Origin of the sequence: Citromicrobium bathyomarinum (genome assembly GCF_038594485.1) — a bacterium.
Lineage (GTDB): Bacteria > Pseudomonadota > Alphaproteobacteria > Sphingomonadales > Sphingomonadaceae > Alteriqipengyuania > Alteriqipengyuania bathyomarina_A.
On sequence record NZ_JBCFZG010000006.1, the window covers coordinates 40511 to 63523 of the forward strand.

19 protein-coding genes and 1 tRNA gene are annotated in these 23013 nt (G+C 63.7%); 10 read left to right on the top strand and 10 right to left on the bottom strand.

What is annotated here, in order from left to right; genetic code table 11:
• Window positions 1-92: 92 nt before the first annotated feature.
• The 3 genes from AAG591_RS11405 (at window position 93) to AAG591_RS11415 (ending at window position 4967) form a co-directional block, all read left to right on the top strand.
• Complete coding sequence (locus AAG591_RS11405; RefSeq protein WP_342531433.1) at window positions 93-1718, top strand: class I adenylate-forming enzyme family protein; 1626 nt, start codon at window positions 93-95, stop codon at window positions 1716-1718.
• Window positions 1719-1970: 252 nt separating this feature from the next.
• Entirely contained in the window at window positions 1971-4199 is a 2229-nt protein-coding gene (locus tag AAG591_RS11410; RefSeq protein WP_342531434.1) for a TonB-dependent receptor, read from the top strand.
• 99 nt (window positions 4200-4298) lie between these two features.
• Window positions 4299-4967, top strand: coding sequence for a TetR/AcrR family transcriptional regulator (locus AAG591_RS11415; RefSeq protein WP_342531435.1), 669 nt, complete (start codon window positions 4299-4301; stop codon window positions 4965-4967).
• A 24-nt stretch (window positions 4968-4991) separates the two neighbouring features.
• Here the strand turns inward: AAG591_RS11415 and AAG591_RS11420 are convergent, their stop codons facing one another.
• The 3 genes from AAG591_RS11420 to AAG591_RS11430 are packed head-to-tail and all read right to left on the bottom strand — an operon-like array spanning window position 4992 to window position 9161.
• Complete coding sequence (locus tag AAG591_RS11420) at window positions 4992-6770, bottom strand: acetyl/propionyl/methylcrotonyl-CoA carboxylase subunit alpha (protein ID WP_342531436.1); 1779 nt, start codon at window positions 6768-6770, stop codon at window positions 4992-4994.
• Between the two features lie 40 nt (window positions 6771-6810).
• Window positions 6811-8337: an acyl-CoA carboxylase subunit beta gene (locus tag AAG591_RS11425; RefSeq protein ID WP_342531437.1), complete on the bottom strand. Its 1527-nt coding sequence runs from the start codon at window positions 8335-8337 to the stop codon at window positions 6811-6813.
• 17 nt (window positions 8338-8354) lie between these two features.
• Complete coding sequence (locus tag AAG591_RS11430; RefSeq protein ID WP_342531438.1) at window positions 8355-9161, bottom strand: enoyl-CoA hydratase/isomerase family protein; 807 nt, start codon at window positions 9159-9161, stop codon at window positions 8355-8357.
• Window positions 9162-9332: 171 nt separating this feature from the next.
• On the opposite strand from AAG591_RS11430, the gene AAG591_RS11435 reads away from it, so the two are divergent.
• Window positions 9333-10673: an MFS transporter gene (locus AAG591_RS11435; RefSeq protein WP_342531439.1), complete on the top strand. Its 1341-nt coding sequence runs from the start codon at window positions 9333-9335 to the stop codon at window positions 10671-10673.
• Window positions 10674-10690: 17 nt separating this feature from the next.
• Here the strand turns inward: AAG591_RS11435 and AAG591_RS11440 are convergent, their stop codons facing one another.
• Window positions 10691-11467: an SDR family NAD(P)-dependent oxidoreductase gene (locus AAG591_RS11440; protein WP_342531440.1), complete on the bottom strand. Its 777-nt coding sequence runs from the start codon at window positions 11465-11467 to the stop codon at window positions 10691-10693.
• Between the two features lie 134 nt (window positions 11468-11601).
• Between AAG591_RS11440 and AAG591_RS11445 the strand changes: the two genes are divergently transcribed.
• The 3 genes from AAG591_RS11445 to AAG591_RS11455 are packed head-to-tail and all read left to right on the top strand — an operon-like array spanning window position 11602 to window position 14231.
• Window positions 11602-12303 (top strand): SDR family NAD(P)-dependent oxidoreductase, encoded by a 702-nt coding sequence (locus AAG591_RS11445; protein WP_342531441.1) that lies wholly within the window; start codon window positions 11602-11604, stop codon window positions 12301-12303.
• Complete coding sequence (locus tag AAG591_RS11450; protein WP_342531442.1) at window positions 12290-13171, top strand: alpha/beta fold hydrolase; 882 nt, start codon at window positions 12290-12292, stop codon at window positions 13169-13171. Before AAG591_RS11445 ends, AAG591_RS11450 begins: the two co-directional genes overlap by 14 nt.
• A gap of 13 nt (window positions 13172-13184) precedes the next feature.
• On the top strand, window positions 13185-14231 hold the full coding sequence (locus AAG591_RS11455; protein ID WP_342531443.1) for a phosphotransferase: 1047 nt from the start codon (window positions 13185-13187) through the stop codon (window positions 14229-14231).
• Between the two features lie 27 nt (window positions 14232-14258).
• On the opposite strand, the gene AAG591_RS11460 is transcribed toward AAG591_RS11455, so the two are convergent.
• The gene (locus tag AAG591_RS11460; protein ID WP_342531445.1) at window positions 14259-15503 is read right to left on the bottom strand and encodes a cytochrome P450; all 1245 of its coding nucleotides are present in this window, start codon (window positions 15501-15503) and stop codon (window positions 14259-14261) included.
• Between the two features lie 298 nt (window positions 15504-15801).
• Window positions 15802-15891, bottom strand: a tRNA-Ser gene (locus AAG591_RS11465).
• Between the two features lie 157 nt (window positions 15892-16048).
• Here AAG591_RS11465 and hspQ point away from each other — a divergent pair.
• A complete protein-coding gene (hspQ, locus tag AAG591_RS11470) occupies window positions 16049-16429 on the top strand; it encodes a heat shock protein HspQ (protein WP_342531446.1) in 381 nt (126 codons plus the stop codon).
• Between the two features lie 16 nt (window positions 16430-16445).
• Here hspQ and AAG591_RS11475 read toward each other — a convergent pair whose 3' ends face one another.
• A complete protein-coding gene (locus AAG591_RS11475) occupies window positions 16446-17324 on the bottom strand; it encodes an ABC transporter permease (RefSeq protein ID WP_342531448.1) in 879 nt (292 codons plus the stop codon).
• 89 nt (window positions 17325-17413) lie between these two features.
• On the opposite strand from AAG591_RS11475, the gene AAG591_RS11480 reads away from it, so the two are divergent.
• Together AAG591_RS11480 and AAG591_RS11485 are read left to right on the top strand one after the other, a co-directional pair.
• Complete coding sequence (locus tag AAG591_RS11480) at window positions 17414-18109, top strand: GcrA family cell cycle regulator (RefSeq protein WP_342531449.1); 696 nt, start codon at window positions 17414-17416, stop codon at window positions 18107-18109.
• A gap of 77 nt (window positions 18110-18186) precedes the next feature.
• The gene (locus AAG591_RS11485) at window positions 18187-18723 is read left to right on the top strand and encodes a DUF1993 domain-containing protein (protein WP_342531451.1); all 537 of its coding nucleotides are present in this window, start codon (window positions 18187-18189) and stop codon (window positions 18721-18723) included.
• Here the strand turns inward: AAG591_RS11485 and AAG591_RS11490 are convergent.
• The 3 genes from AAG591_RS11490 to pnp form a co-directional block, all read right to left on the bottom strand.
• On the bottom strand, window positions 18720-19400 hold the full coding sequence (locus tag AAG591_RS11490; protein ID WP_342531452.1) for a spermine/spermidine synthase domain-containing protein: 681 nt from the start codon (window positions 19398-19400) through the stop codon (window positions 18720-18722). The two genes, AAG591_RS11485 and AAG591_RS11490, sit on opposite strands and share 4 nt — an antisense overlap.
• A gap of 1 nt (window position 19401) precedes the next feature.
• Window positions 19402-20481, bottom strand: coding sequence for a sensor histidine kinase (locus AAG591_RS11495; protein WP_342531453.1), 1080 nt, complete (start codon window positions 20479-20481; stop codon window positions 19402-19404).
• A gap of 97 nt (window positions 20482-20578) precedes the next feature.
• Window positions 20579-22909, bottom strand: coding sequence for a polyribonucleotide nucleotidyltransferase (gene pnp / locus AAG591_RS11500; protein ID WP_342531454.1), 2331 nt, complete (start codon window positions 22907-22909; stop codon window positions 20579-20581).
• Window positions 22910-23013: the final 104 nt, after the last annotated feature.

Below are 23013 nucleotides of genomic sequence, written 5' to 3' on the forward strand. Positions count from 1 at the left end.
CATGGTAGAAAAATGCCACGGATGAGCCGACAAGGCCTCATCGAACACCAAGGGATCTGCCGGAAAGAGCGGACCACCGGGAGATATGCAAGTTGAAGACGCTCGACATCTCAGGCGAACTTGCCTGCGAAACCATTCCTGCAATTCTCGCGCGTCAGGCGGCCGAGCGGCCCGATGCGCTTCACGCGATCTTTCCCCATCGCACCCTGACATTTGGCGAGCTTGATCGGCAGGCACGGCGCTGGGCGCGCGCCTTCGCGGCGCAGGGCCTCCAACCCGGCGATCATATCGCCACGCTGATGCCCAATTGCCCGGAGTGGCTGCCAGTCTATTACGGCGCGCTGCAGTTCGGCGCGGTTCCGGTGGTGCTGAACGCACGGTACAAGAGGCAGGAGCTCGCCTATACGCTTGCCCACAGCCGCTCAAAACTACTGGTCACGACGACGAGCATCGAAGACCATGTCGATTTCGTCGCATTGCTGCGGGATGTCCTCCCCGGAATCGCCGGTCAGGACACTACGCAATTGCAGATCGACGCGGCCCCCGACCTGCGCGCGGTCATCCTGTGCGAAGGAGAGGGAACTGACGGTTTTCGCGGTGAAGCGGCGTTTCTCGATCGCGGCGAGGAAGTGCCGGAAAGCCGCGCCTTGGCAGGGGGGCGTGACGCGAAGATCGATGACACTTCGGCAATCATCTATACCTCGGGCACGACGTCCAGTCCCAAGGGATGCGAGCTGACGCATGCCAGTGTGCAGAACAGCTGGTCGACCTTCTCCCGCATTGTCGATCTGGCTGCAGGCGAGACCGTGTGGATGCCCATGCCCTTCTTCCACACCGGGGGTATCGGCCCCATGACCGCGATGCTCGACAGGGGCGCCGCCTTTATCACCCAGGCCCATTACGAACCCGAACCGATAGTGGACCTGATCGAGCAGCACCGGACCGAGCATCTCTACCCCGGATTCCCCCAGCTTTCCTTCGGAGTCATCGAACATCCCAAGTTCGACCGAGAGCGGTTCACGCACGTGCGTTCGCTGCTCAATGTCGGACCGCCGGCGATGCAGGCAAAGATCCAGAGCCTCCTTCCCGAAGGAGCCGTGCTGCTGAACCTCTTCGGCATGACCGAAGGATCGGGGATCGTTACTTTCACACCGTTCGATGCCCCCTTCCCGGTCCGGGCCGAAACCTCTGGGCTGCCGCCACCGCATACACAGGTTCGGATCGTCGATCCCGAAACCGGACAGGTATGCCCGGATGGCAAACCGGGCGAATTGCAGTTCCGCGGCGGCGGGGCCTTCAAATCCTACTATGCCGATCCCGATGCGACTGCCGAGACGATCCTGCCCGATGGCTGGGTTCGCACCGGTGACCGGGGGCGGATCGACGAAAACGGGTTCCTCGTCTTCCTCGGCCGCATCAAGGATATGCTGAAGGTCGGTGGCGAGAACGTCGCCGCAGCCGAAATCGAAGCCTACATCCAGGGATTGCCCGGTGTGCAGCTGGTCCAGGTCATCGGCATGGCGGACGACCGGATGGGCGAAGTCCCGGTCGCATTCATCGAACCCAGCGAAGGTGCGGAGCTGTCGGAACAGGGCGTCATCGAGGCCTGCAACGGGCAGCTTGCTCGCTGGAAGATTCCGCGCCGGGTCGAGTTTGTGTCGGAGTGGCCGATGTCGGCTACCAAAGTGCAGAAGTTTCGCCTCGCCGAACTTCTATAGCGACGTTCCCGCTCACGATTGGCCGTCGCGAGGCCGGACTCGCGCGGATAGACGCACCTTAAATCTACCGCTGCTTCGATTATAAACAGCGTCAAATTGGCAACAGTCTTGCCTTTTGCTCCCGATTTCAGGGCCATCTAACATTGGATTCCCGCGGAACGCCGCTCCCGTACAGATCACACTTGATAAAATCCAACCGCATGGTAGTTTTTTCTCAGACCTGCAAAAGCGGGCTTGATCTAGGAGAGGTTTATGACTGGCAAAAACTGCCGAGCGCTGTGGGTCGCGTGCCTTTGTTCCACGGTCCTTGCCACACCGGCGTTCGCCCAAACCAACCCGGTTGCAGCTGGCGATGTCGCCGATGCAGAGGAGCGCGACGCGCAGGACGCAGGCGTCGATTCCGCACCGGCAGGCACCGTAAGGGGCGCGCCCGATCGCGTGGAAGAAATCGTGGTCATCGGGCGCAAACGTGCCCGCGCGGAAGAACTCCAGGAAGTCCCGGTTTCGATCACCGCATTCAGCGCCGAGCAACTGCAGTCGACGGTTGTCCGTGATCTCACCGATATCAGTTCGCTTTCGCCCAGCGCCTCTCTCCAGTCGTCTTCGCAGCGCGGGGTGCAGAACTTCGCCATCCGCGGAACGGGCGTGTCGGGCACGACCCCCTCGGACGAACCTGCAGTCGGTGTCTTCCAGGATGGCGTTTACTGGGGTTCGAACTATGGCGCGTTGACCGAGTTGTTCGATGTCGAAGGCGTCGAAATCCTGCGCGGTCCGCAAGGGACCCTGTTCGGCCGCAACGTTACCGGCGGCGCGGTGTCGCTCAGGTCCGCACGCCCCGGCGCCCTCCCCTATAAGAGAGTGTCGATCGGCGTCTCAAACGGACTGGGGCTCGACGCCTCGGCGATCCTGAGTGGGCCGGTCAGCGACACGATTTCTGCGCGACTTGCCGTCATGCAGCGGGCGAACGCCGGCCTGTACGAAAATATCGATACCGGGACGCAATACGGAAAATCCTACGTCACCATCGTCCGCCCGAGCGTGAAGTTCGAGCCCAGCGATACCTTCGATCTGACGCTGCTGGGCGAATTCTATTCACAGACCGGCGATCCCACGCCTGTTCGGGGGATTTCGCCCCGCACCATCGGCGCGTCGGCCAATCTCGCGGAACTTGCCGGCTATGTGACGTCGCCCGACTTCACCAAGATCCAGGTCGGTGATCGCGGTTTCACCGATGTGCAGGTCTATTTCGGCATGGCCGAAGCCAATCTGCAGATCGGGCCGGGTACGCTGACTTCGATCACCGGGTATCGACAAGTCAATTCCCGCAACCAGACCGATTTCGATGGCTTCCCGGTCGGCGGATTCCTGCAATATGCGGAGACTGACCAGCACCAGTTCAGCGAAGAGCTGCGTTACGCTGCGGATGTTTCGGACTGGCTCGGCTTCACCGTCGGCGGATACTATTTCGACCAGCGTATCGCCTATGCAGAGAGCCGCGATCTGGCCAATGGCGCAACGCGGGTGGCGACCCGATCGATACTGCAAAACCAGAGCTACGCCGCCTTTGCAGAAGCGGATATCAGGCCGTTCGACGGCTTCACAGTGACGCTTGGTGGACGCTACACGAGTGAGAACAAGAAGCCTCAGGCCGCCCGATTTGGCGCCTGTCCGTTCGACCTCCAGTCACCCTGCACCTTCGAGACCGCGCCGAAATATAGTGGGGACAACTTCTCGCCCAAGGTCGGGCTGGCATACCAGCTTAATGCCGACGCACTGCTCTTCGCCAGCTGGACGCGCGGCTTCCGCAGTGGCGGTTTCTCGCTTCGCGGCACACCGCTTGGTGCGCCCTACAACGAAGAAACCGTCGACGCCTATGAAGCCGGCTTCAAGCTCGACCTGCTCGATCGACGAGTGCGCTTCAACGTTTCGGGCTATTACAACAAGTTCCACGACCTGCAGCGTACCGTGCTCGACACCGATCCGGTGCTGGGGGTGGTTCAGGCGGTCTTCAACGCCGCAGACGCGACCATCAAGGGCGCCGAGGTCGAACTGACCGTCGTTCCGACGAGCGGGCTGACCCTGCGCGGTGTGTACGGCTACACCGACGCCTCGTACGAAACCTTCACTGGCTTCGCGAACCCGCAGGATCTGGAATTCGTGCGCGTGCCGAAGCACACGGGTAGCGTCTCGGTCGACTACGAGGGCAATATCGGTTCGCGCCGTGCAGGTGCTCACGCCGATGTGACCTATAGCGGCCGCTATTTCTTCGACGATCCGAACAACCTGTCGCAAGACGCGTACGCGCTGCTCAATGCGAAGGTCTTTGTCGATCTGACCGATCAGTTGACGCTCGATGTCTACGCTCGCAACCTCACCGACACGCAATACAGCGTGTGGGGTTCCACTCTGGGCTCGCTCGGGGAAAACCGCTTCCCGGGCGCACCGCGAACCTATGGTGCACGCCTTACGCTCACCTTCTGATGTTCCGGGTCTACCCGTCGCCTAATATGTCCCAGGGCGACGGGTAGACGCTCAGCCGTGCCGTGGCTAAAACGCGCGGTCGAATATCCAGGACAGGGCATGCCGAAAACCAAATCGGAAACGAAAGAGCGCGCCAAGGCGCGCAAGGGGGCCGGCACGGCGGTCGGGAAGCGACAGCACGCCAAGTCGCGCAAGCGGTGGGACCGCATTCTGGAAGCCGCCACCGCGCTGTTCAACGAACGCGGATTTGCCGCGACCTCGATGCAGGACATCAGCGAACGGGTGGAGCTGCAGAAAGGCAGCCTGTACTACTACGTCGATTCCAAGGAGATGTTGCTGTTCGAGATCCTGCGCGATCTCCATCATGGTGGCGAGGCTTTGGTCGCCGGCGTCAACTTCGATGCCGACGATGCGCTGAGCGAATTGCGCAGCTTCCTGGTCCAGATCGGCATTTACGCGGGAGTACACGGGGATCGCCTGCGAATATTCAGCCGCGACCTCGATTTCCTCCCTGCAGAACAGCAGCGAGAAATCATCTCCGAACGCCACCTCTATCGCGACGCGGTGGAACGGCTCATCAACCGTGCCGTGAAAACGGGGCAGGTTTCGCCGAACATCGACGTGCTCGTCGCCTGTCAGGTGGCATTGCAGTCTTCTGCGGGTATTTCGGACTGGTACCGCCCGGGCGGCCCGATCCCGATAGAGCGGATCGCGGTGCAGACGGCGGGCCTCGTCGTCCAGGGCCTGCGCGACTACGGCAAGGCGTAGCTCCACCTCCCCGCAGCAGAAAAATCAGGACGTAGCGTTGGCAGGCTCCATCGCAAACAGAACCGTGCCCGACTGAACCGACTGCCCCGCATCAACCGCAAGCGATTGAACCGTCCCGGCGACCGGCGCACAAATTTCCATTTCCATCTTCATCGCCTCGAGCAGCAGCACCGTATCGCCTTTGGCAACTTCGGCACCGGTTGCCGCGCGCAGGGAGACCACCACCGCATCCATCGGTGCGCGAACCGTGGAATCGCCGTCTTTCTCGACAGCGAGCGCCACGTCCCTCTCTCGTGTGCCGCCTGTCATCTTGCTCAGCCGCCGTGCCGTGCTGCTTCGCTCGAGAGGAATAGTGACGGCCACGCTCTGTGCGCCCCACGGGAGGCTGACCTGACGCACCTGCGGCGCTTCGCCGTCACTGCCGGTATCTGCCTGCGATGTAGGCCGGTGCTCTGGATCGGGCTGCCAATCGCGTTCGAGCGAACCGGTATGATGGCGCGCAGCCGCAAAGTCGGGCTCGCGCAGCACGCTTCGAAGATAGGGCGCGGTAGTCGGCACGCCCACAACTCTCAGTTCCTCCAGCGCCTGCCCCAGCCGGGCGAGAGCCGCCGCCCTCGTGAGCCCGTAGGCAAGAACCTTGCCGAACATCGAATCGTAATGCGGGGCAACCGCATCGCCCCGTTCGAAACCGAAATCACACCTCACCCAAGGGGCCGAGGGCAGACGCAGGTCCGAAAGGCGGCCCGAGGATGGCCGGAATTGATCCCAAGGATCTTCCGCCGCGATACGCGCCTGGATCGCGCTTCCCCGCAAGTCGATATCGCCTTGCCGGAAGGCAAGCGGTTCGCCCGATGCGACCCGGATCTGCTGTTCTACCAGATCGATGCCGGTGACGAGCTCGCTCACCCCGTGTTCCACCTGCAACCGGGTGTTCATCTCTAGAAAGAAGAACTCCTCCCTCTGCGGGTCGACCAGGAATTCCACCGTACCGGCCCCGCGGTATTCAACCTTGTGGGACAAATCGATGGCAGCCTTGGCAAGGGCATCGCGCATTTCGTCGCCCAGCGCGGGAGCCGGGGCTTCTTCCAGCAATTTCTGATGGCGCCGCTGTACGGAGCAATCGCGGTCGCCCAGGTGGACGACATTGCCGTGGTGATCCGCCAGCACCTGCACTTCGACATGGCGCGGACGGTCGACATATCGTTCGAGGAAGACCTCACCGCGCCCGAAGGCCGCCGTCGCTTCGCGCCCTGCAGAAGCGAGAGCCTCCTCCAGCTCGGATTCGTCGCCTGCGCGGCGAATGCCACGCCCGCCCCCGCCAAAGCTGGCCTTCACCGCCACCGGCCAGCCGATACGTTCGGCTACATGCATCGCTTCCGAAAAGTCGGCGACGACGCCGTCCGAGCCTGGAAGCACGGGAACCTGGCTTTCGATTGCGGCAGCGCGGGCTGCCGTCTTGTCCCCCATCAGCGCGATGGTTTCCGGGCGCGGACCCACGAAAACCAGCCCTGCCTCTTCCACCGCGCGCGCGAATTCGGCATTTTCGCTCAGCAGGCCGTAACCCGGATGGACCGCTTCGACGCCCGCTGTGCGCGCCGCATCGATGATCGCCGCTATATCGAGATAGGACTGGGCAACCGGCGCCGGGCCGATGCGAAGGGATTCGTCCGCCAGCCGAGTCCACAGCGCGCCCTCGTCGAAGTCGCTATGCACCGCCGCCGCGCGAATGCCCAGCAGGCGACACGTGCGGATAATACGCACAGCGATCTCGCCGCGATTGGCCACCAGGATCGAGCCGATCATGCGCGCATCGTCCCGCGAGCGTTTGAGAGGGTAGCCCGCTTCATGGCCGCACCCTTTCGCCTTCGCCCCACGCGACGGCGAGCGCCTGGATCAGCACCTCGCGCGTGCGCCCCGGTTCGATAATATCATCGAAAGCAAGGTTGGCCGCCGCCTCCCACGGTTCCGAAATCGCAGTCCATTCGCTTTGCAGTTCCTGCAGCAGCGCCTCGTGCGCCGCACGTCCCTCCTTTGCGAGCGTGGCTTCGAGTTGCCGACGGTGAACGGTTCGGATACCGGTGTCGGGGGCCATGAAGCCAAGTTCGGCAGACGGCCAGGCGAACAGGAAATCGGGATGCGTCGGCCTGCCGCCCATCGCGAAGTGCCCGCCACCATAGGCCTTGCGCAAGACGCAGCCCAGCTTGGGCACCTTCGCCGTTGAGATGCCCAGCGCAAGCTCCTCGTATGCTTTGAGCGTCCCCGCCTTCTCAGCCTCTGTGCCGACCATCAGGCCGGGGACATCGTGCAGGAACACCAGCGGAAGATTGAACCGGTCGCACAGGCGCACGAAAGCCAGTTCCTTGCGCAGCGCATCGGCATCCAGCGCGCCTGCGCGAATGATCGGCTGGTTGGCGACGATCCCCACCGGATTGCCTTCGAGCCTGGCAAAGCAGGTCAGCAGCGACGGCCCCCAGTTGTCGGCCCAGCCCATGATACTGCCACCATCCGCAATCGCGGCGATCACGCTGCGCATGTCGTATCCCGATTTCGCGCCGAGCGGGACGATGCTTTCGAGCTCTGTCGGATCGGTCATTGGATCGGCAGGCGGCGCCACCGGCGCTGGCCGGGCGCTGTTGGGCGGAAGGAAGGAGAGAAACGCTGCGATGGCATCGAAGGCTTCGGCCTCGGTCGCGACCACCATATGCGCGTTTCCAACCGCCGTCGCGCGCTCCGGGCCGCCCAGTTCCTGGTCTGTCAGCTTCTCCCCCGTCGCCGGTTCGATGACCGACGGGCCGACCAGCGCGAGCGAGGCAAACTCGGCCATGACCACGAAATCCGCGGTCGAGGCGTGGAGCGCGCTATCCCCGTAGGACGGGCCCAAAACCGCCGCCGCACGCGGAACATCGGGCCCGCCGTCGGTGCGCTTGAGAAAGGTCTGGAAGTCGAGCGGAAGCGTGGAGAAGCGCCATCCCATCACGTCGGGAATACGGCCCCCATCCGCATCGCACAGCAAGACGATGGGGAAGCCCTTTTGCTGCGCGTGTTCGATCAGTCTGCCCTGCTTGCGCATCCCGACGGGCGCGGTGGTCCCCGCGAGGACCGAAGAATCGATCCCGATCACCCCGACCCTGCGGCCGTCGAGCAGACCGAAGCCCGTCACTGCGGCATCGCCGGGCACGTGGCGTTCGCCGCGCATTTCGGGCAGCGCGAGCGCGCCGATCTCGAACCAGCTGTCGGGATCGACCAGCATTTCGATCCGCTCGCGCACCGGGAGACGCCCGGATTCGCGATGACGCTTCAGCCCTTCCTCACCGCCCATCTCGCGTGCCCGCGCCTGGCGTGCGCGCAGTTCTGCAATGTGATCGCTCATCGTCGGCTCCGGCCCACTCATGCCGAAGCCCCTGCCCGCGCGGCGAAGCGTGCCGGGCGTCGTTCGAGGAATGCGGCAATCCCTTCCGCGCGGTCGGGCGAAGCCTGCAATCTTGATAATTCGTCGACCGACCATGCGACATCGTCGTCACCGAAGGCGACGTTGACCATGCGCTTGCCGACCGAGGCGGCGTTGGGCGAAAGGGCCGCGATCGACTGCGCAAGTGCGGTTGCCCGGTCGATCAGGTCGGCGGCGGGGACGATCTCCTGCACCAGCCCGATCGCCTGCGCCCTGTGCGCGTCGATCGTGGCGCCGGTCATCACAAGGTACTTGGTGGCCTGAATGCCGATAACATCGGGCCCGCGCAAAATGCCGAAACCCGGCACCAGCCCGAAGCGCGCCTCGGGCATCGCGAAGGTCGCGTGGTCCGCCGCGATCACCATGTCGCAGGCGAGCGCAAGTTCGCATCCACCCCCCATCGCAATCCCGTTGATCGCCGCAATCACCGGCACGGGGCAGCGCTCGATATCGCGGAATGCGTGCATCGCGTCGGTCTGAAAGGCGCGGATCGACGATTCGTCTTTCAGTTCGAGAAAGCCCCCGACATCGCCGCCGGCACTGAAGGCCTTATCGCCTGCCCCGGTCAGCACGATGGCACGGATATCGTCCATCGCAGCAAGCTCGCCGAGCGTCTTCGACAGATCGTGCCAGAAGGCCGGAGTCAGCGCATTGTGCTTGTTTGCCCGGTCGATCGTGACGGTCGCGACGCAATCCCCGGTCGCGATCGCCAGGTCCCCCCGACGTATTGTTTGCTCTGCCCGCATCGGCCAATCTCTCCAGCATCGGTTTTTCTCGCAGATTAATATCAAACGATCGGTAGTCAATGTGGAGCGCAAAGCGAGGAACCATGCCATTACCCGTGAAATCCCGTGGCTAATTGACTACTTGCCGCTCGCTAATTTCAACCGTAGGTTTGAAAGCTATGGGAGAATAAGATGACCGCAGAGTCACGAAGTATCGAATTTCCGGCGGACGAAACTGATCGCCGACCTGCAAGACGCGGCACCGCGTGGACCCTGGCGGTGTTGACGGCGATCTTCACCGTCGCTTTCATCGACCGGCAGATCCTCAACCTTCTGGTGGACCCGATCAAGGGCTCGCTGGGCATTACCGATGTCGATTTCAGCCTGCTGCAGGGCCTTGCCTTTATGGCATCCTATGTCGCGCTCAGCCCCATGTTCGGCTGGCTGGCGGACCGGACCAACCGGCGCAATCTGCTGGCGGGAGCAGTGACCGTGTGGAGCCTGTGCACGATACTCTGCGGCCTTTCCCAGGATTACTCCACCTTGTTCATGGCACGGATCGGGATCGGCGCGGCAGAGGCGTGCGTCACACCGGCCGCGTGGTCGATGCTGGCCGACCTGTACGAGCGCAAGCGCCTCTCGCGCGCACTCAGCATCTTCCTCATCGGGCCTTATATCGGCACCGGCCTCGCCATGATCCTAGGGGGATTCCTTTTGGGCCTGGGCGAGGAGATTCGCGCGCTCGTTCCGATATTCTCGGGCTTTGCCGACTGGCAGATCGTGTTCATCGCCGTCGGCCTGCCGGGCATAATGCTGGGGCCGATCACGCTGGCATTGCGAGAACCTGCGCGCGGAGAGAGCAGCAGTGGGCCACCCACCGCCGCCATTCCCCTGCGCGAAGCTTTCGCGTTCCTGTGGCAGGCGCGCAGCTTCTTCGTGCTGTTCTTTCTCGGTATGACGGCCATCATCCTGGTGCTTTATTCGGTGCCCGCCTGGATGCCGGCAGTGCTGATCCGCTCGCTCGGTGCCGATCCCGCCACCGTCGGCCTGCAATACGGCATCGTCGCGCTGTGCGCAGGCACGGGGGGCGTGCTGTTCGGCCCGGTGCTGGGGCGTTTTCTCGCCGCGCGCGGAACGAAATATCCCGAGGTGCGGGTGCCCATCATCGCGGCAGGGGGCCTGGTGGTCGCAGGCGCACTGCTCGCGTTCCTGCCCAGCTACGAGGTTGGCCTTCTGGCGGCGGGAATCGCGACGTTCTTCTTCGGCCTTCCGCAAGCCATGGCGGCCACCGCATTGCAGGTCGCCGCGCCGCCCGCGATGCGCGGTCTGGTGGCATCAATCTACACCTTCATCGCGGGTGTGATCGGCTTGGTGCTCGCCCCCACACTGGTCGCTTTCCTGACAGATCACGTGTTCCGCAACCCGGCGGACGTCGATTCATCGCTGGCGATCGTGTGCTGTACCAGCGCAATCATTGCGCTGTTGCTGACCATCGCCGCCGCGAGGAATTACCGTCCGCTAACCGAGGATTGAGCGCGCAGCAGGCTTCATCAGCTTTTCATCCTGCCGAGCGCGGCACCGCTAAGCTGCATGGTGGTGAGGCCCATTCCGCCGTCCACCAGAATGTCCGTCCCGGTGATGCCCCGCCCACCCGGACCAAGCAGGAACGCGACCGCCGCGGCGATGTCTTCGGGTTCGGAGATACGGCGCAGCGGAATGGTCGACGCGCGCTGTTCGCGGATCGCAGGATCGTCGTATGCCGCCGCCATCGGCGTTGCCGTCGGGCCGGGAGAGACGGTGTTCACCCGAATCCCGTCCGGCCCCCATTCGAGCGCCATCTGCTGTGCGAGCATCGATAGCGCCGCCTTGCTGGGCGAATAGGTACCCAGATCGGCCACCGGACAAGTCGCACCCGTCGACGAGATCGCCACAATTGCGCCCTTCGCCTGCCTGAGCGCCGGATAGGCCGCCTGTGCGAGCAGGAAGAGCGGGCGGGTGTTGATTGCAAACCCAGCCTCGTAATCTTCCAGCGAAAGCTCGGAAAGCGGCGCGCGGTTGCCGATCGATCCGGCGGCGTGCACCAGCGCATCGATCCCGCCCATTTTCCGGACAGCTGCCTCGATCACATTCGTGCCCATATCGGGCGCGGCCATCTCGCCCGGGACGGTGAAGACCTGTGCGCCACACCCGCTCAGTTCGGCGCAGTGGCGCTCTCCGCGTTCCGCGTTGCGATCGACCAGCACGATCTGGGCGTCCGGCTCGCCCGCCAGTTTCGTGGCGATCGCCAATCCGATCCCGCTGCCAGCGCCGGTAATGACCGTCCTCATCGCTCTCTCCCCGATCTGCCGAATTCCCGAACTAGGAATTTTTTTCAAACGATTGGTTGTTTTCTTGTCCGATCGGTGCTTGCTTGTCCAGCATAGTAGCCAGGCGCAGACCCGGCTCACGAGAGAGGACGAGAATGGGCGACGAACGACCGATCGCACTGGTTACCGGTGTGTGTGGCGGCATAGGCCGGGCCATTGCTGGCGCGCTCCATGCCAAGGGCTTTCATGTGGTGGGCAGCGATCTGACCGAGGGCGATGCAGGCCCGGCGGAGAGTTTTTGTGCATTCGACCTGAGCGATCTCGATGCGATCGGGGATTTTGTCTCGGCGATCGAAAATGACGTCGGACCGATTGCCGTCATGGTCAACAATGCGGCCTATTTCAGCGATTGCGCCTTCGCGGACCTGACGCCCGAACACATCATGCGAACGCTCACTGTCAATGTCGCGGCGGTAATGCTGCTGTGCCGCACCGTCGGCGACCGGATGGCGCAGCGCGGCGGTGGGGCAATCGTGAACATGTCTTCCATCGCGGGAAAGCGTGGATCGACCCAGGCCGACTACGGCGCCTCTAAGGCGGGCGTCATCAATCTCACGCGCACGCTGTCGCGCATTTACGCGCCTGCCAACGTACGGATCAACGCGGTGGCGCCTGCGCTGGTCGATGCCGGCATGGGCGACCGCCTGGGCGACGACGTTCGTGAAAGTTACGTCCAGCGTACGCCCATGGGCCGCGGCGCACGGGCGGAGGAAATCGCCAGCGTCGTCGCATTCCTTGCCGGAGCTGACGCGAGTTACATGACGGGCGAAACGGTCAACGTCGATGGCGGACTCTGACCAGCCGACGCACGAGATAGCGGTCGCAACGCATGATGGGCTGACCGTCCGAGGCGACGTCTTCGGGCCACCCACCGGGGCCGCGGCGATCTTTCTCCATGGGGGCGGGCAAAGCCGGTCATCATGGCGCGGCGCCGCGCGCAGATTGGCGAATGCAGGCTTCCGCGCCTGTACGATGGATCTGCGCGGCCATGGAGACAGCGACTGGTCGGGCGCCGACAATTACGAATTCGACGACTATGTCGCCGACGTGCTGGCCACCATCGCCCAAGTCGGCGAACCGGCGCTGCTGATCGGCGCGTCGATGGGCGGTCACGTCGCCATGATCGCTGCCGCGCGCTATCCGGACCGGGTATCCGCGCTTGCACTGGCCGACGTCACCCCTTGGGTGGACGAGGACAAGGGCGACGAAATCCGCAACGCCATGCGCCAGGCTCGCCATGGGTTTGCCTCTGTCGAAGAGGCTGCCCGGATGGTCGATACGATGCGCGGCACGCCCTCTCAGGACGATATTTCGGGCCTGCGCAGGCACATGCGAACGGGGCCTGACGGGCGGTTCTACTGGCGGTGGGACCCGGCCATGCTGGCCGACGAGCACCTGCGCCACGGCGGCGAAGGCGGCTTGCTCGTAACCGAAGCCCGACGCCTGACGCGCCCGGTCCTCCTGATGCTGGCCGAGAACAGCACGGTGACCGACGCGGCGCAGGCGGCGACGTTCAAGGCTGCGCTGCCATGGCTGCAAACCGTCACTATCGAAGGGGCCGGACACATGGTCACCGGCGATGTCAACGACACCTATGCCGAGCACATCCTCGCATTCGCCGACACCCTCGACACCTCACACCCTCGGGAGAAACCCCATCGATAAAGACATTCCACGCATGCCCGAAACGCTCGAAGGCATTACCGCCGACTGGCTGACCCGCGCGCTCTCGATCAATTATCCGGGAACCGAGGTCATCAGCGCCACCCCGGGCAGCAGCGTGCGCGCGACCGGCACCAAGCTGCGGCTTTTGCTCGACTATAACGATGCCGGGCACGCACACCGCCTGCCGCCCACAATGTGGTTTAAGAGCGGGCTCGAACCGCATTCCGATCACGTCAGGTCAAGCCACGAACGCGAAGGCCTGTTCTACTCGGAAATCGCGCCGCACGGATTGATCAATGCGCCCAAGGGCTATTTCGCCGAAGTCGATGATCGTGGCTTTGCCGGCCAGCTGATCGAGGATCTGCTGGCGCGCAATGCGCGCTTCGGCAGCGAAGCGCGCCCCGTCGGCACCGATGCAGCTGCGCAAACGCTGACCATGCTGGCGCGGCTGCACGCTTTTCGCTGGCAATCCCGCGAGCTGGAAAGCCTCGGCGCACCGGGCGGCTCGCTGATCACCGACGGGATCGTGCTACGCCTGTTGACCGCCGAGAGCTGGGATGAGTCCATGGGCAGACCCGCTGCGGCCGAGCTGCCCTCTGCGTTCGACTCTGTGGAAGCCGTGCGAAGCGGCATGCAGCAATTGTGGGACTACGACAGGCAGTCGAACGAGCGCTGCATCGTCCACGGCGATGCGCACCCCAACAACATGTTCTTCGAACAGGACGGATCGCCAGGCTTTCTCGACTTCCAGCGGCTGATGCAGTGCGACTGGGCGCACGACGTGAATTATTTCCTCGTCTCGTGCATGGATATCGACGATGCGGCCGCCAACGAAGGCGACCTGCTGGAGCACTATCTGAACGCTCTGGAAGAACATGGCGCGCCCGTGCTGGAGCGGGATGCCGCGTGGGAGAACTATCGCCGCCACACGATGTACGGCCTGGTCTGGAATGTCGTCCCCACCGCCATGCAGACCGAGCGGGCAGTCGACATCATCTCCCGCCGGTTCAACGCCGCCGCCCGTCGCCACGAATTGGCTGGACTGTTCGATCTGGCGTGATCGCGAGCCAGCCAGTCGCCCGCCGCGTCAGTCGCGCAGGATCAGGTGTAGCGGGCACATGCGGCGCATGAACGTTCCTGTGAAGACGGGCGGTTCTGCGTCCGGGTCGAGGCGCATGTCGGGATAGCGATCCAGCATCATGTCCAACAGTTCGCGCATTTCGGTGCGCGCGAAGTGAGAGCCGATGCACGACCGGTTGCCGCGCCCGAAGGCGAAATGATCGGTCGGCGGGCGGCGTTCCAGATCGACCTCTGCGGGGCACCGGTAATGCTCGGGATCGCGATTGGCCGCGGCGTTCCCGATGAACACGATATCGCCCTTGCGGATGTGTGCATCGCCGATCGTCACGTCCTGCACACATATCCGGTGGCGAAACATGACGACGCTGCGCAGCCGCATCCCTTCCTCGATAACAGCCTTCAGCGCCTTGTCCCGGTCCGCGCGGACCGCCGCATGGACCCCCGGCTGGGACAGCATCGTGAAGAGAACGTTGGCGATCCCGTAAACGGTGGTATCCGAACCGGCGAAGAACAGCTCGCGGCACAGGCCCAGCGCTGCTTCCTCATCAAGTTCAAGATCGGCAGCCGGTGCCTCTTGCCAAACCCTGCTGATAAAATCGTTGGAGGGCGTTTCCCGCGCCTTGCGGATGTGCGGCAGGAGTATTTCGTTGAGTTCCGCCGAGGCGGCGAGCGCGCGTTTGCGCCCTTCTTCGCTGCGATAGCCGGTTGATATGAGGGCCACGATCTCGTGATTGAGTTCAAGCAGTCGGTCCATCGCCGCATCGTCGCGGTAATCCATCCCGAGCAGCGATGAAATCACCCGCGGCGGAATGCGATCCGCAATCGCCGATGCTGCTTCGATCCGTTTCGCATCGCCGAGCGCGTCGAGCGTCTCTTCGATAATCGGCAGCATGTGGGCGACGCGGTATTGCTCCACGTTTGATGGCGAGAGGAGCTTGAGGTGGAACCGGCGCAGCCGAGTATGCTCATCGCCCTGGCTCAGGGTAATGTTCGCCCCACCCCCCTTGATCTGCCGCAGCGTATCGTCCGCATTGAGGTAGGCGTTCGCAAACAGGGATTCGTCGCGTTGCCCCCTCGCGACCTCATCGTAATCGAACAGGATCCACCCGTTTGCTGCCTCGTCCCACACCGGCGATCGGTATTGCTCGTGCAGATCACGATAAAATTCGAAGGTTCGTTCGGAAGAGAAAATCGAAAACCCTTCCGGGCAGACCGGCTGCCTCGAGTGTGCCGCTTCCGCGTTCGCAGTCATACTCCCTCCCACCAATTCTACCTCTTGGTAGAACTTTTGCGCGGTGATCGCAACTGGGGGCTATGGCAAGCCGAATGTCGGCTCGGCGTCTTGTGGCAGTATCCCCGCGGTTGCGATCGGCCGAGGCGCACAATCCCGAACCAAGCAGAACTGATATCGAAGCGAGTGCGGCGTCGGGATGTTCGTGAAAGGTACACGCTGGGTTTGAACCGCAGAGAGGTTGCCTTGATTTCAGCGAGATCCTCAAATCGCAAGATCGGTAGATCTTGAGCGCTGGATAGGGCTGAAAGGTGATGAGTGGCGGAGAGGGTGGGATTCGAACCCACGATACGGTTACCCGCATACCGCATTTCGAGTGCGGCGCATTCGACCTCTCTGCCACCTCTCCGCAAAAAAGGGTCGCTTCACGGCGCGTCGAACTGGCACGCCGGAGGGTCGGGAGCGGCGCAGCTAGCCTAATGCAGGGCCGCTGCCAAGCCCCTCTCTATCCCCGCATGGTCCGCCGCCCATTGTAGAGTGGCCCGATGCCATCTATCTTAGGCCCAATGCAGGTCTCGCAGTACTTTTCCCACCAGGCCGGGCGCCATATCGAAGTGCCGCTGGAAAGCCGCGCGCGCTTCGGCGTGGGCGACGTCGTGCGTCACAAGATGTTCGATTTCCGCGGCGTGGTGTTCGATATCGATCCCATCTTTGCCAACAGCGAGGAATGGTACGAATCGATTCCCGAAAGCATCCGGCCCGGGCGCGACCAGCCGTTCTACCACCTGTTCGCCGAAAGCGACGATTCGTATTACGTCGCCTATGTTAGCCAGCAGAACCTTGTCAGCGATGGACCGGCGGGCCCGGTCGATCATCCCAACATCGCCGAGATGTTCGACGATTTCGCCAATGGCCGCTACGTCATGCGCCGCGCGCTGACGCACTGAGCGCCGCGGCGCTGCGTCAGGAGCGGATTTTCCAGCCAGACTTGAGCAATGCGAACGAAGCCAGCGCCAGCACGGCGTTGAGCGCGAGCAGGCCTGCGGCCGCCAGCAGCACGTCGCTGGAGCCGTTGCCGATATCGCTCTGCCCGATGAAGCCATATCGGAAGCCCGAGATCACGTAGAAGAACGGGTTGAAGTGGCTGATCGTGTAGAAGGGCTCGTGCAGCCGATCGAGCGTGTAGAACGTGCCCGAAAGCAGGCTGAGCGGCGCGACGATGAAGTTGGTCACGGCGGCGTTGTGATCGAACTTCTCCGCCCAGATCGACGCCATCAGGCCGAAGAAGCCGAGCATCATCGCACCCATCAGCCCGAACCACGCAATCGCCCAGACGTGCGACACCATCAGCTTGGCGCCGGGATAGAGGAAGATCGCGAAGGCGACCGCACAGCCGACCAGCACGGCGCGAGTCACCGCAGCACCGACGATGCCAGCCAGCAGCTCACCGTGGCTCAGCGGCGGCATCAGGAGGTCGATGATGGTCCCCTGGATCTTGCCCGAAAGGAAACTGAAGCTCGAATTGGCGAAGCTGTTCTGCATCATCGCCATCACGATCAGGCCCGGCGCGAGAAAGCTTTCGAACGTCACGCCCAAAATTTCGCGCCCGCCGCGCCCCAGCGCGACCGAGAAGATGACCAGGAACAGCAGCGTCGTGAAGGCAGGCGCCCACACGGTCTGCGTCTGCACCTTGAAGAACCGGCGCACCTCCTTGCGATAGAGGCTCCACAGCCCGATCCGGTTGATCCCGTGGATCTGCGCCACGCCCCATTCGGGCAGCGCGGAGGGGACGGCGTCGGTGGCGGAAAGGCTCGCGTCGGCGGGCGGTGCTTGATCGCTCATGTCCTGCCGCCTAAGCGCGTCAACGAAGGGTGGCAACCCGGGCCGCGAATGCCTAGATAAACAGCCACCGCTAGACAGATGGATTTTCGATGAGTTGGACCGAAGAGCGTACCGCCACCCTTAAGCGTTTGTGGGAAGGCGGCGCCACCGCGACCGAGATTGCCAAGGAACTGGGCGATGTGTCGCGCAATGCCGTGATCGGCAAGGCGCACCGGCTGGGGCTGAAATCGCGCCCCTCCCCCGTCAAGGCAGCGGAAAAAAAGGCGGCGCCCAAGCCCAAGCCTGCGCCAAAGAAGAAGGCGGCCCCGGCTCCCGCCCCCAGCCCGACACCGGCACCGGCTCCGGTAGCGGCGAGGCCTGCGCCTAAGCCCACGCCCGCTGCGCCGCGGGAACCGGCAGCCCCCGCAGCCGAGGGGCCTGCGCAAAATTCCGCGCCCGCATCCACATCGCCGCGGATCGTATCGGTCGGCCCCGGCGGCTTTCTGCGTCAGGGGCCCGGCGATCAGCAACCGCCGATCCCGCCCGCGCCGCCGCGCCGCCTCGTCCCTGCCAAGCCCGATCCGTCGATCGCGGACAAGACCAGCCTGCTCGATCTGTCGGACAAGGTGTGCCGCTGGCCGATGGGCCACCCGGGCGAGCCCGATTTCCACTTCTGCGGCGAAGCGGTGAACCCCGGCTTCCCCTATTGCGTCGAGCATTGCGGACGCGCCTATCAGGCGCAGCTGCCGCGCGGCAGCCGCCGGCCCCCGCCGCCGCTGCCCTATGGCGGGCCGCGCGTGCGCTGATGCGACCCTAATGAACCCGTAAATCAGGGCCCGCCGGTGCGAAGTCGGCGGGCCCTTTTCACGTCCGGAGAAATATCATGGCCTTCACCCTTTACGATGCCTTCGTTCCCACGGTTCGCCAGCTGCTGGATGCTGTGCCCGGCGTAATCTCGAAAGCGGAGCAGCACGTGGCCGACAGCGGCTGCAGCGATGCAGAACTTATCGAGGCGCGGCTGGCGGACGATATGTGGGCCTTGCCGTGGCACATCCGCTCCTGCTGGGTGCACAGCGGCTATGCACTTGACCAGCTGACCGGCACCGAGTTCACGCCCGATTTTACCCGGATTCCGGAAAGCTGGGATTCGATGCGTGCGATGATCGCCGAAGCCAGCGAGCAACTGGCAGCAGCAACACCCGAGCAGGTGAACGATATCGCCAACCGCGAGATTGATTTCGTGTTGGGTGGAGAGACCCGGTTCACCTTGCCGGGCGAGCGTTTCCTGCTGGGCTTCAACCTGCCCAACTTTCAGTTTCACGCGACCACCTTCTACGACATACTCCGGATGAAGGGGGTCCCGCTGAGCAAGCGCGATTACATGGGCAATCCTGCAGGCCCCATGTTCCGGCAGCGCTAACGCTTCTTCGCGAACCAGATCGTGTGGCGCGGCCCCTTGTTGTTGGGCCGCGCGCGCACCTCACGCACTTCGACGTCGAACCCGCCATCCTTCAGCCGCGTGGTGAACTTGTGGTCGGGCGCGGCGGACCACACCGCCATGATCCCGCCGGGGTTCAGCGCATCCTTCGCCTTGGCGATGCCGGTGCGTGTATAAAGCCGGAAATTGCTGTCGACCACGATCCCGTCCGGGCCGTTGTCGACGTCGAGCAGGATCGCATCGTACTTTGGCGTTGTGCCGTCATTGGCATCGTCGATCAGCGCCTCGACATTGCACAGGATCACCTCGCCGCGCGGATCGGCAAGGCTCTCGGCGCTCAGGTGCGCGAGCGGCCCCTTCGCCCATTCGAGGATCTCGGGCACCAGCTCGGCGACCGTCACGCTGCCGCCTGCGGGCAGGTGCGCGAGCGCGGCGCGATAGGTAAAGCCCATGCCGAACCCGCCGATCAGGACGCGGGGTTTGGGCGCGTCCAGCTCCGCCAGCGTGAGCACCGCGAGCTGTTCTTCCGAAAACTGCATCCGCGTGCCCATCAGCTCGTCCCGGCCGAGCATGATGATGAAGTCGCGGCCGTGGCTGACCAGCGTCAGCTCCTTCCCATCGGGAATCTGGGCGGTGGCAATGGTTTCACGAGGCAGCATATCAGTCGACCACCGGCACTTCGAGCATGTGTGAATCGATCTCCAGCCGCGCAATCGCGCCCGGTCCGACCGGCGCCGCCGCCATCGTGAAGCGCCCGCCGAGCGACTGGGCCAGCGTCCGCGCGATCTTGAGCCCGAGGCTTTCGGCGCGCGCCAGGTCGAAACCCTCGGGCAGCCCGACCCCGTCGTCAGCCACGATCACTTCGGTGCCGCCTTCGAAGGGGGCGACGGTGACCACGATCTGCCCGCCTTCGCGCGATCCGAAACCATGCTCGATCGCGTTGTTGAGCGCTTCGGCCACCACCAGCGCTGTGGGGATCGCCTTGTCCGGCGGCAGTACGGTGTCGGCGTTGGCGACGAATTCGTAGCCCAGCCCGCTGCGGCCCGAGGCTGCGATCACATCGCGGCAAATCTGGTCGATATAGGCCGCCAGGCTGACCTGCGCGCCTGCCGGATCGTACAGCTGGCGCTGGATGCGCCCGACGAGACCCAGTCGACGTGACGCCTCTTCCAGCGCGGCGCGCGCGCCCTCGTCGGTCATGCGATTCTTTTGCAGCGAGATGAGCGAACCGACCATCTGCAGGTTGTTGCCGACCCGGTGCTGCAGCTCCTTGAACAACACTTCGGTATTGTCCTTCAGCGCGATGCTGCGGCGGCGCTCCGCATCGAGATCGCGGTTTGCCATCTGCATCCAGTGGATGAGCGTGATGTCGACCGAGACGATGAAGATGTAGAACCCGAGCGCCAGCGCGGAGCCGAATTGCAGATCGAAACTGCCAAACGGCGCGATGAAGAAGAACCAGGCCAGCATCCCGCACAGCACCGCGCACACCACGCCCGGCCCCGCTCCGAAGAAGAACGCGGTGACGATGACAGCGGGAAAGAATGTGAGGTAGGGGAAACCCGGCGGCAGTCCGTCCCCGATTTCGTAACGGATCGCCCACGCGACGAACGTCAGGAGCAGGGCAACCCCATAGCCGATCCAGGGTCGATTGCGCGCCAGCGGCACACGCGCGGCGAAGCGACGTGCCGCGCTCGGCAATTTCGGCGTGTTCGATTCTGATGGGGGCGATTGCGACACTGCTGGCGAATGGCAGCGCTTGATGTTTTGCGCAAAGAAAAAAGGCTGCGGAAGCAATGCTCCCGCAGCCTTTCGTGTATTCCTACTGTGCGAAGACTTAGTCGTCGTCGCGCAGGAAGGCCGGCATGTGCGCGGGGCCGTCGCCGCCCCCGTTGTCGCCGCCCTTGCCACCGCGATCGCCGCCACGGTCGCCATCGCGACCACGGCCACCGCCGCCGCCACGACCGCCTCGGCCACCGCGACGGTCGCCGCCACGATCACCGCGGGGCCCGCGATCACCCTTGTCGCCACGCGGTTCGCGCGGCGGACGGGTGTCTTCCAGCTCTTCACCGGTTTCCTGGTCGACGACGCGCATCGACAGGCGGACCTTGCCGCGGTTGTCGATCTCGAGGACCTTGACCTTAACTTCCTGGCCTTCGGAAACGACGTCGGTCGGCTTTTCGACCCGTTCGTTCTTCATTTCGGAGACGTGGACGAGGCCGTCCTTGCCACCCATGAAGTTCACGAACGCACCGAAATCGACGATGTTGACGACCTTGCCGTTGTAGATCTTGCCGACTTCCGCCTCTTCGACGATGCCTTCGATCCACTTGCGCGCGGCTTCGATTTCGTCGGCATTGCTCGACGAAATCTTGATCACGCCTTCGTCGTCGATGTCGACCTTGGCGCCGGTTTCGGCGACGATCTCGCGGATCACCTTGCCGCCCGTGCCGATGACGTCACGGATCTTCGACTTGTCGATCTGCATCGTCTCGATGCGCGGAGCGTGCTTGGAAACGCCCGTACGCGACGAGCCCAAAGCCTTGGTCATCTCGCCCAGGATGTGCGCGCGGCCGGCCTTCGCCTGCTCGAGCGCCTTGGTCATGATTTCCTGCGTGATGCCGGCAACCTTGATGTCCATCTGGAGCGAGGTGATGCCCGCTTCCGAACCCGCGACCTTGAAGTCCATGTCGCCCAGGTGATCTTCGTCACCCAGAATGTCCGACAGGACGGCGAACTCGTCGCCTTCGAGGATCAGGCCCATCGCGATGCCCGAGACCGGGCGTTCGATCGGAACGCCGGCGTCCATCATCGACAGACACCCACCGCACACGGTGGCCATCGAGGACGAGCCGTTGGACTCGGTGATGTCGGACAGGATGCGGATCGTGTACGGGAAGTCTTCATGGCTCGGCAGCACGGGGTGCAGCGCGCGCCATGCGAGCTTGCCGTGGCCGGTTTCGCGGCGGCTGGTGAAGCCGAAGCGGCCCACTTCGCCGACCGAATAGGGCGGGAAGTTATAGTGCAGCATGAAGTGGTTGTACGAAAGGCCTTCGAGCCCGTCGATCATCTGCTCGGCATCCTTGGTGCCCAGCGTGGTGGTGCAGATCGCCTGCGTCTCACCGCGCGTGAACAGCGCCGAACCATGCGTGCGGGGCAGCAGTCCGACCATCGCTTCGATCGGGCGAACCTGATCGAGCTTGCGACCGTCGATGCGCTGGCCATCCTTGAGGATCGCGCCGCGAACGATTTCCGCTTCCAGCTTCTTGGTCAGCTTGTTGGCGGTCATCTTCTGCTGACCGTCGAACTCTTCCGAAGAATAGTGCGCCTTCACCTTCTCGCGCGCTTCGTTGAGCGCGTCCGAACGGGCGGACTTGTCGGTCAGCTTGTAAGCCTTGGCAATGTCGTCGCCGATCATTGCGCGGATGGCTTCCTTCATCGACGCGTTGTCGTCGCTCGAAGCCAGTTCCCACGGGTCCTTGGCGGCCTGTTCGGCCAGCTCGATGATCGCACCGATGACCTTGCGGCTTTCCTCGTGCGCGAACATGACGGCGCCGAGCATTTCCTCTTCGGTCAGTTCCTTGGCTTCGGACTCGACCATCATCACCGCGTCGTTGGTCGCGGCGACGACGAGGTCGAGGCGACCTTCTTCGTCGAGCGCGGACGAGAGCGACGGATTGAGTTCGTATTCGCCATTGCGGAAGCCGACGCGCGCGGCACCGATCGGGCCCATGAAGGGCACGCCGCTGATGGTCAGCGCAGCCGAGGCCGCGATCATCGCGAGAATATCGGGCTCGGTCTCGCCGTCATACGACAGGACCTGACAGATCACGTTGATTTCGTTGTAGAAACCTTCGGGGAACAGCGGCCGCACGGGGCGGTCGATCAGGCGCGAAACCAGCGTTTCCTTCTCCGTCGCGCGGCCTTCGCGCTTGAAGAAGCCGCCCGGGATACGGCCCGCAGCGGAGAATTTTTCCTGATAGTGAACGGTCAGCGGGAAGAAGTCCTGCCCGTCCTTGACGCTCTTGGCGGCGGTCACGGCGCACAGCACCACGGTTTCGCCATAGGTGGCCAGCACGGCGCCGTCGGCCTGACGGGCAATGCGGCCGGTTTCCAGAGTGAGGGTCTTTCCGCCCCACTCCAGACTTACAGTTTTCGTATCGAACATTGATTATCCTTCTGACCCACGCCGCCATATTGCCGCGCGGGGCCTCTTGTGCCGGGGATACCGTCCCGGTCCGGTGCGGGGCGTCTTTATGCCCCTTTGGTCCG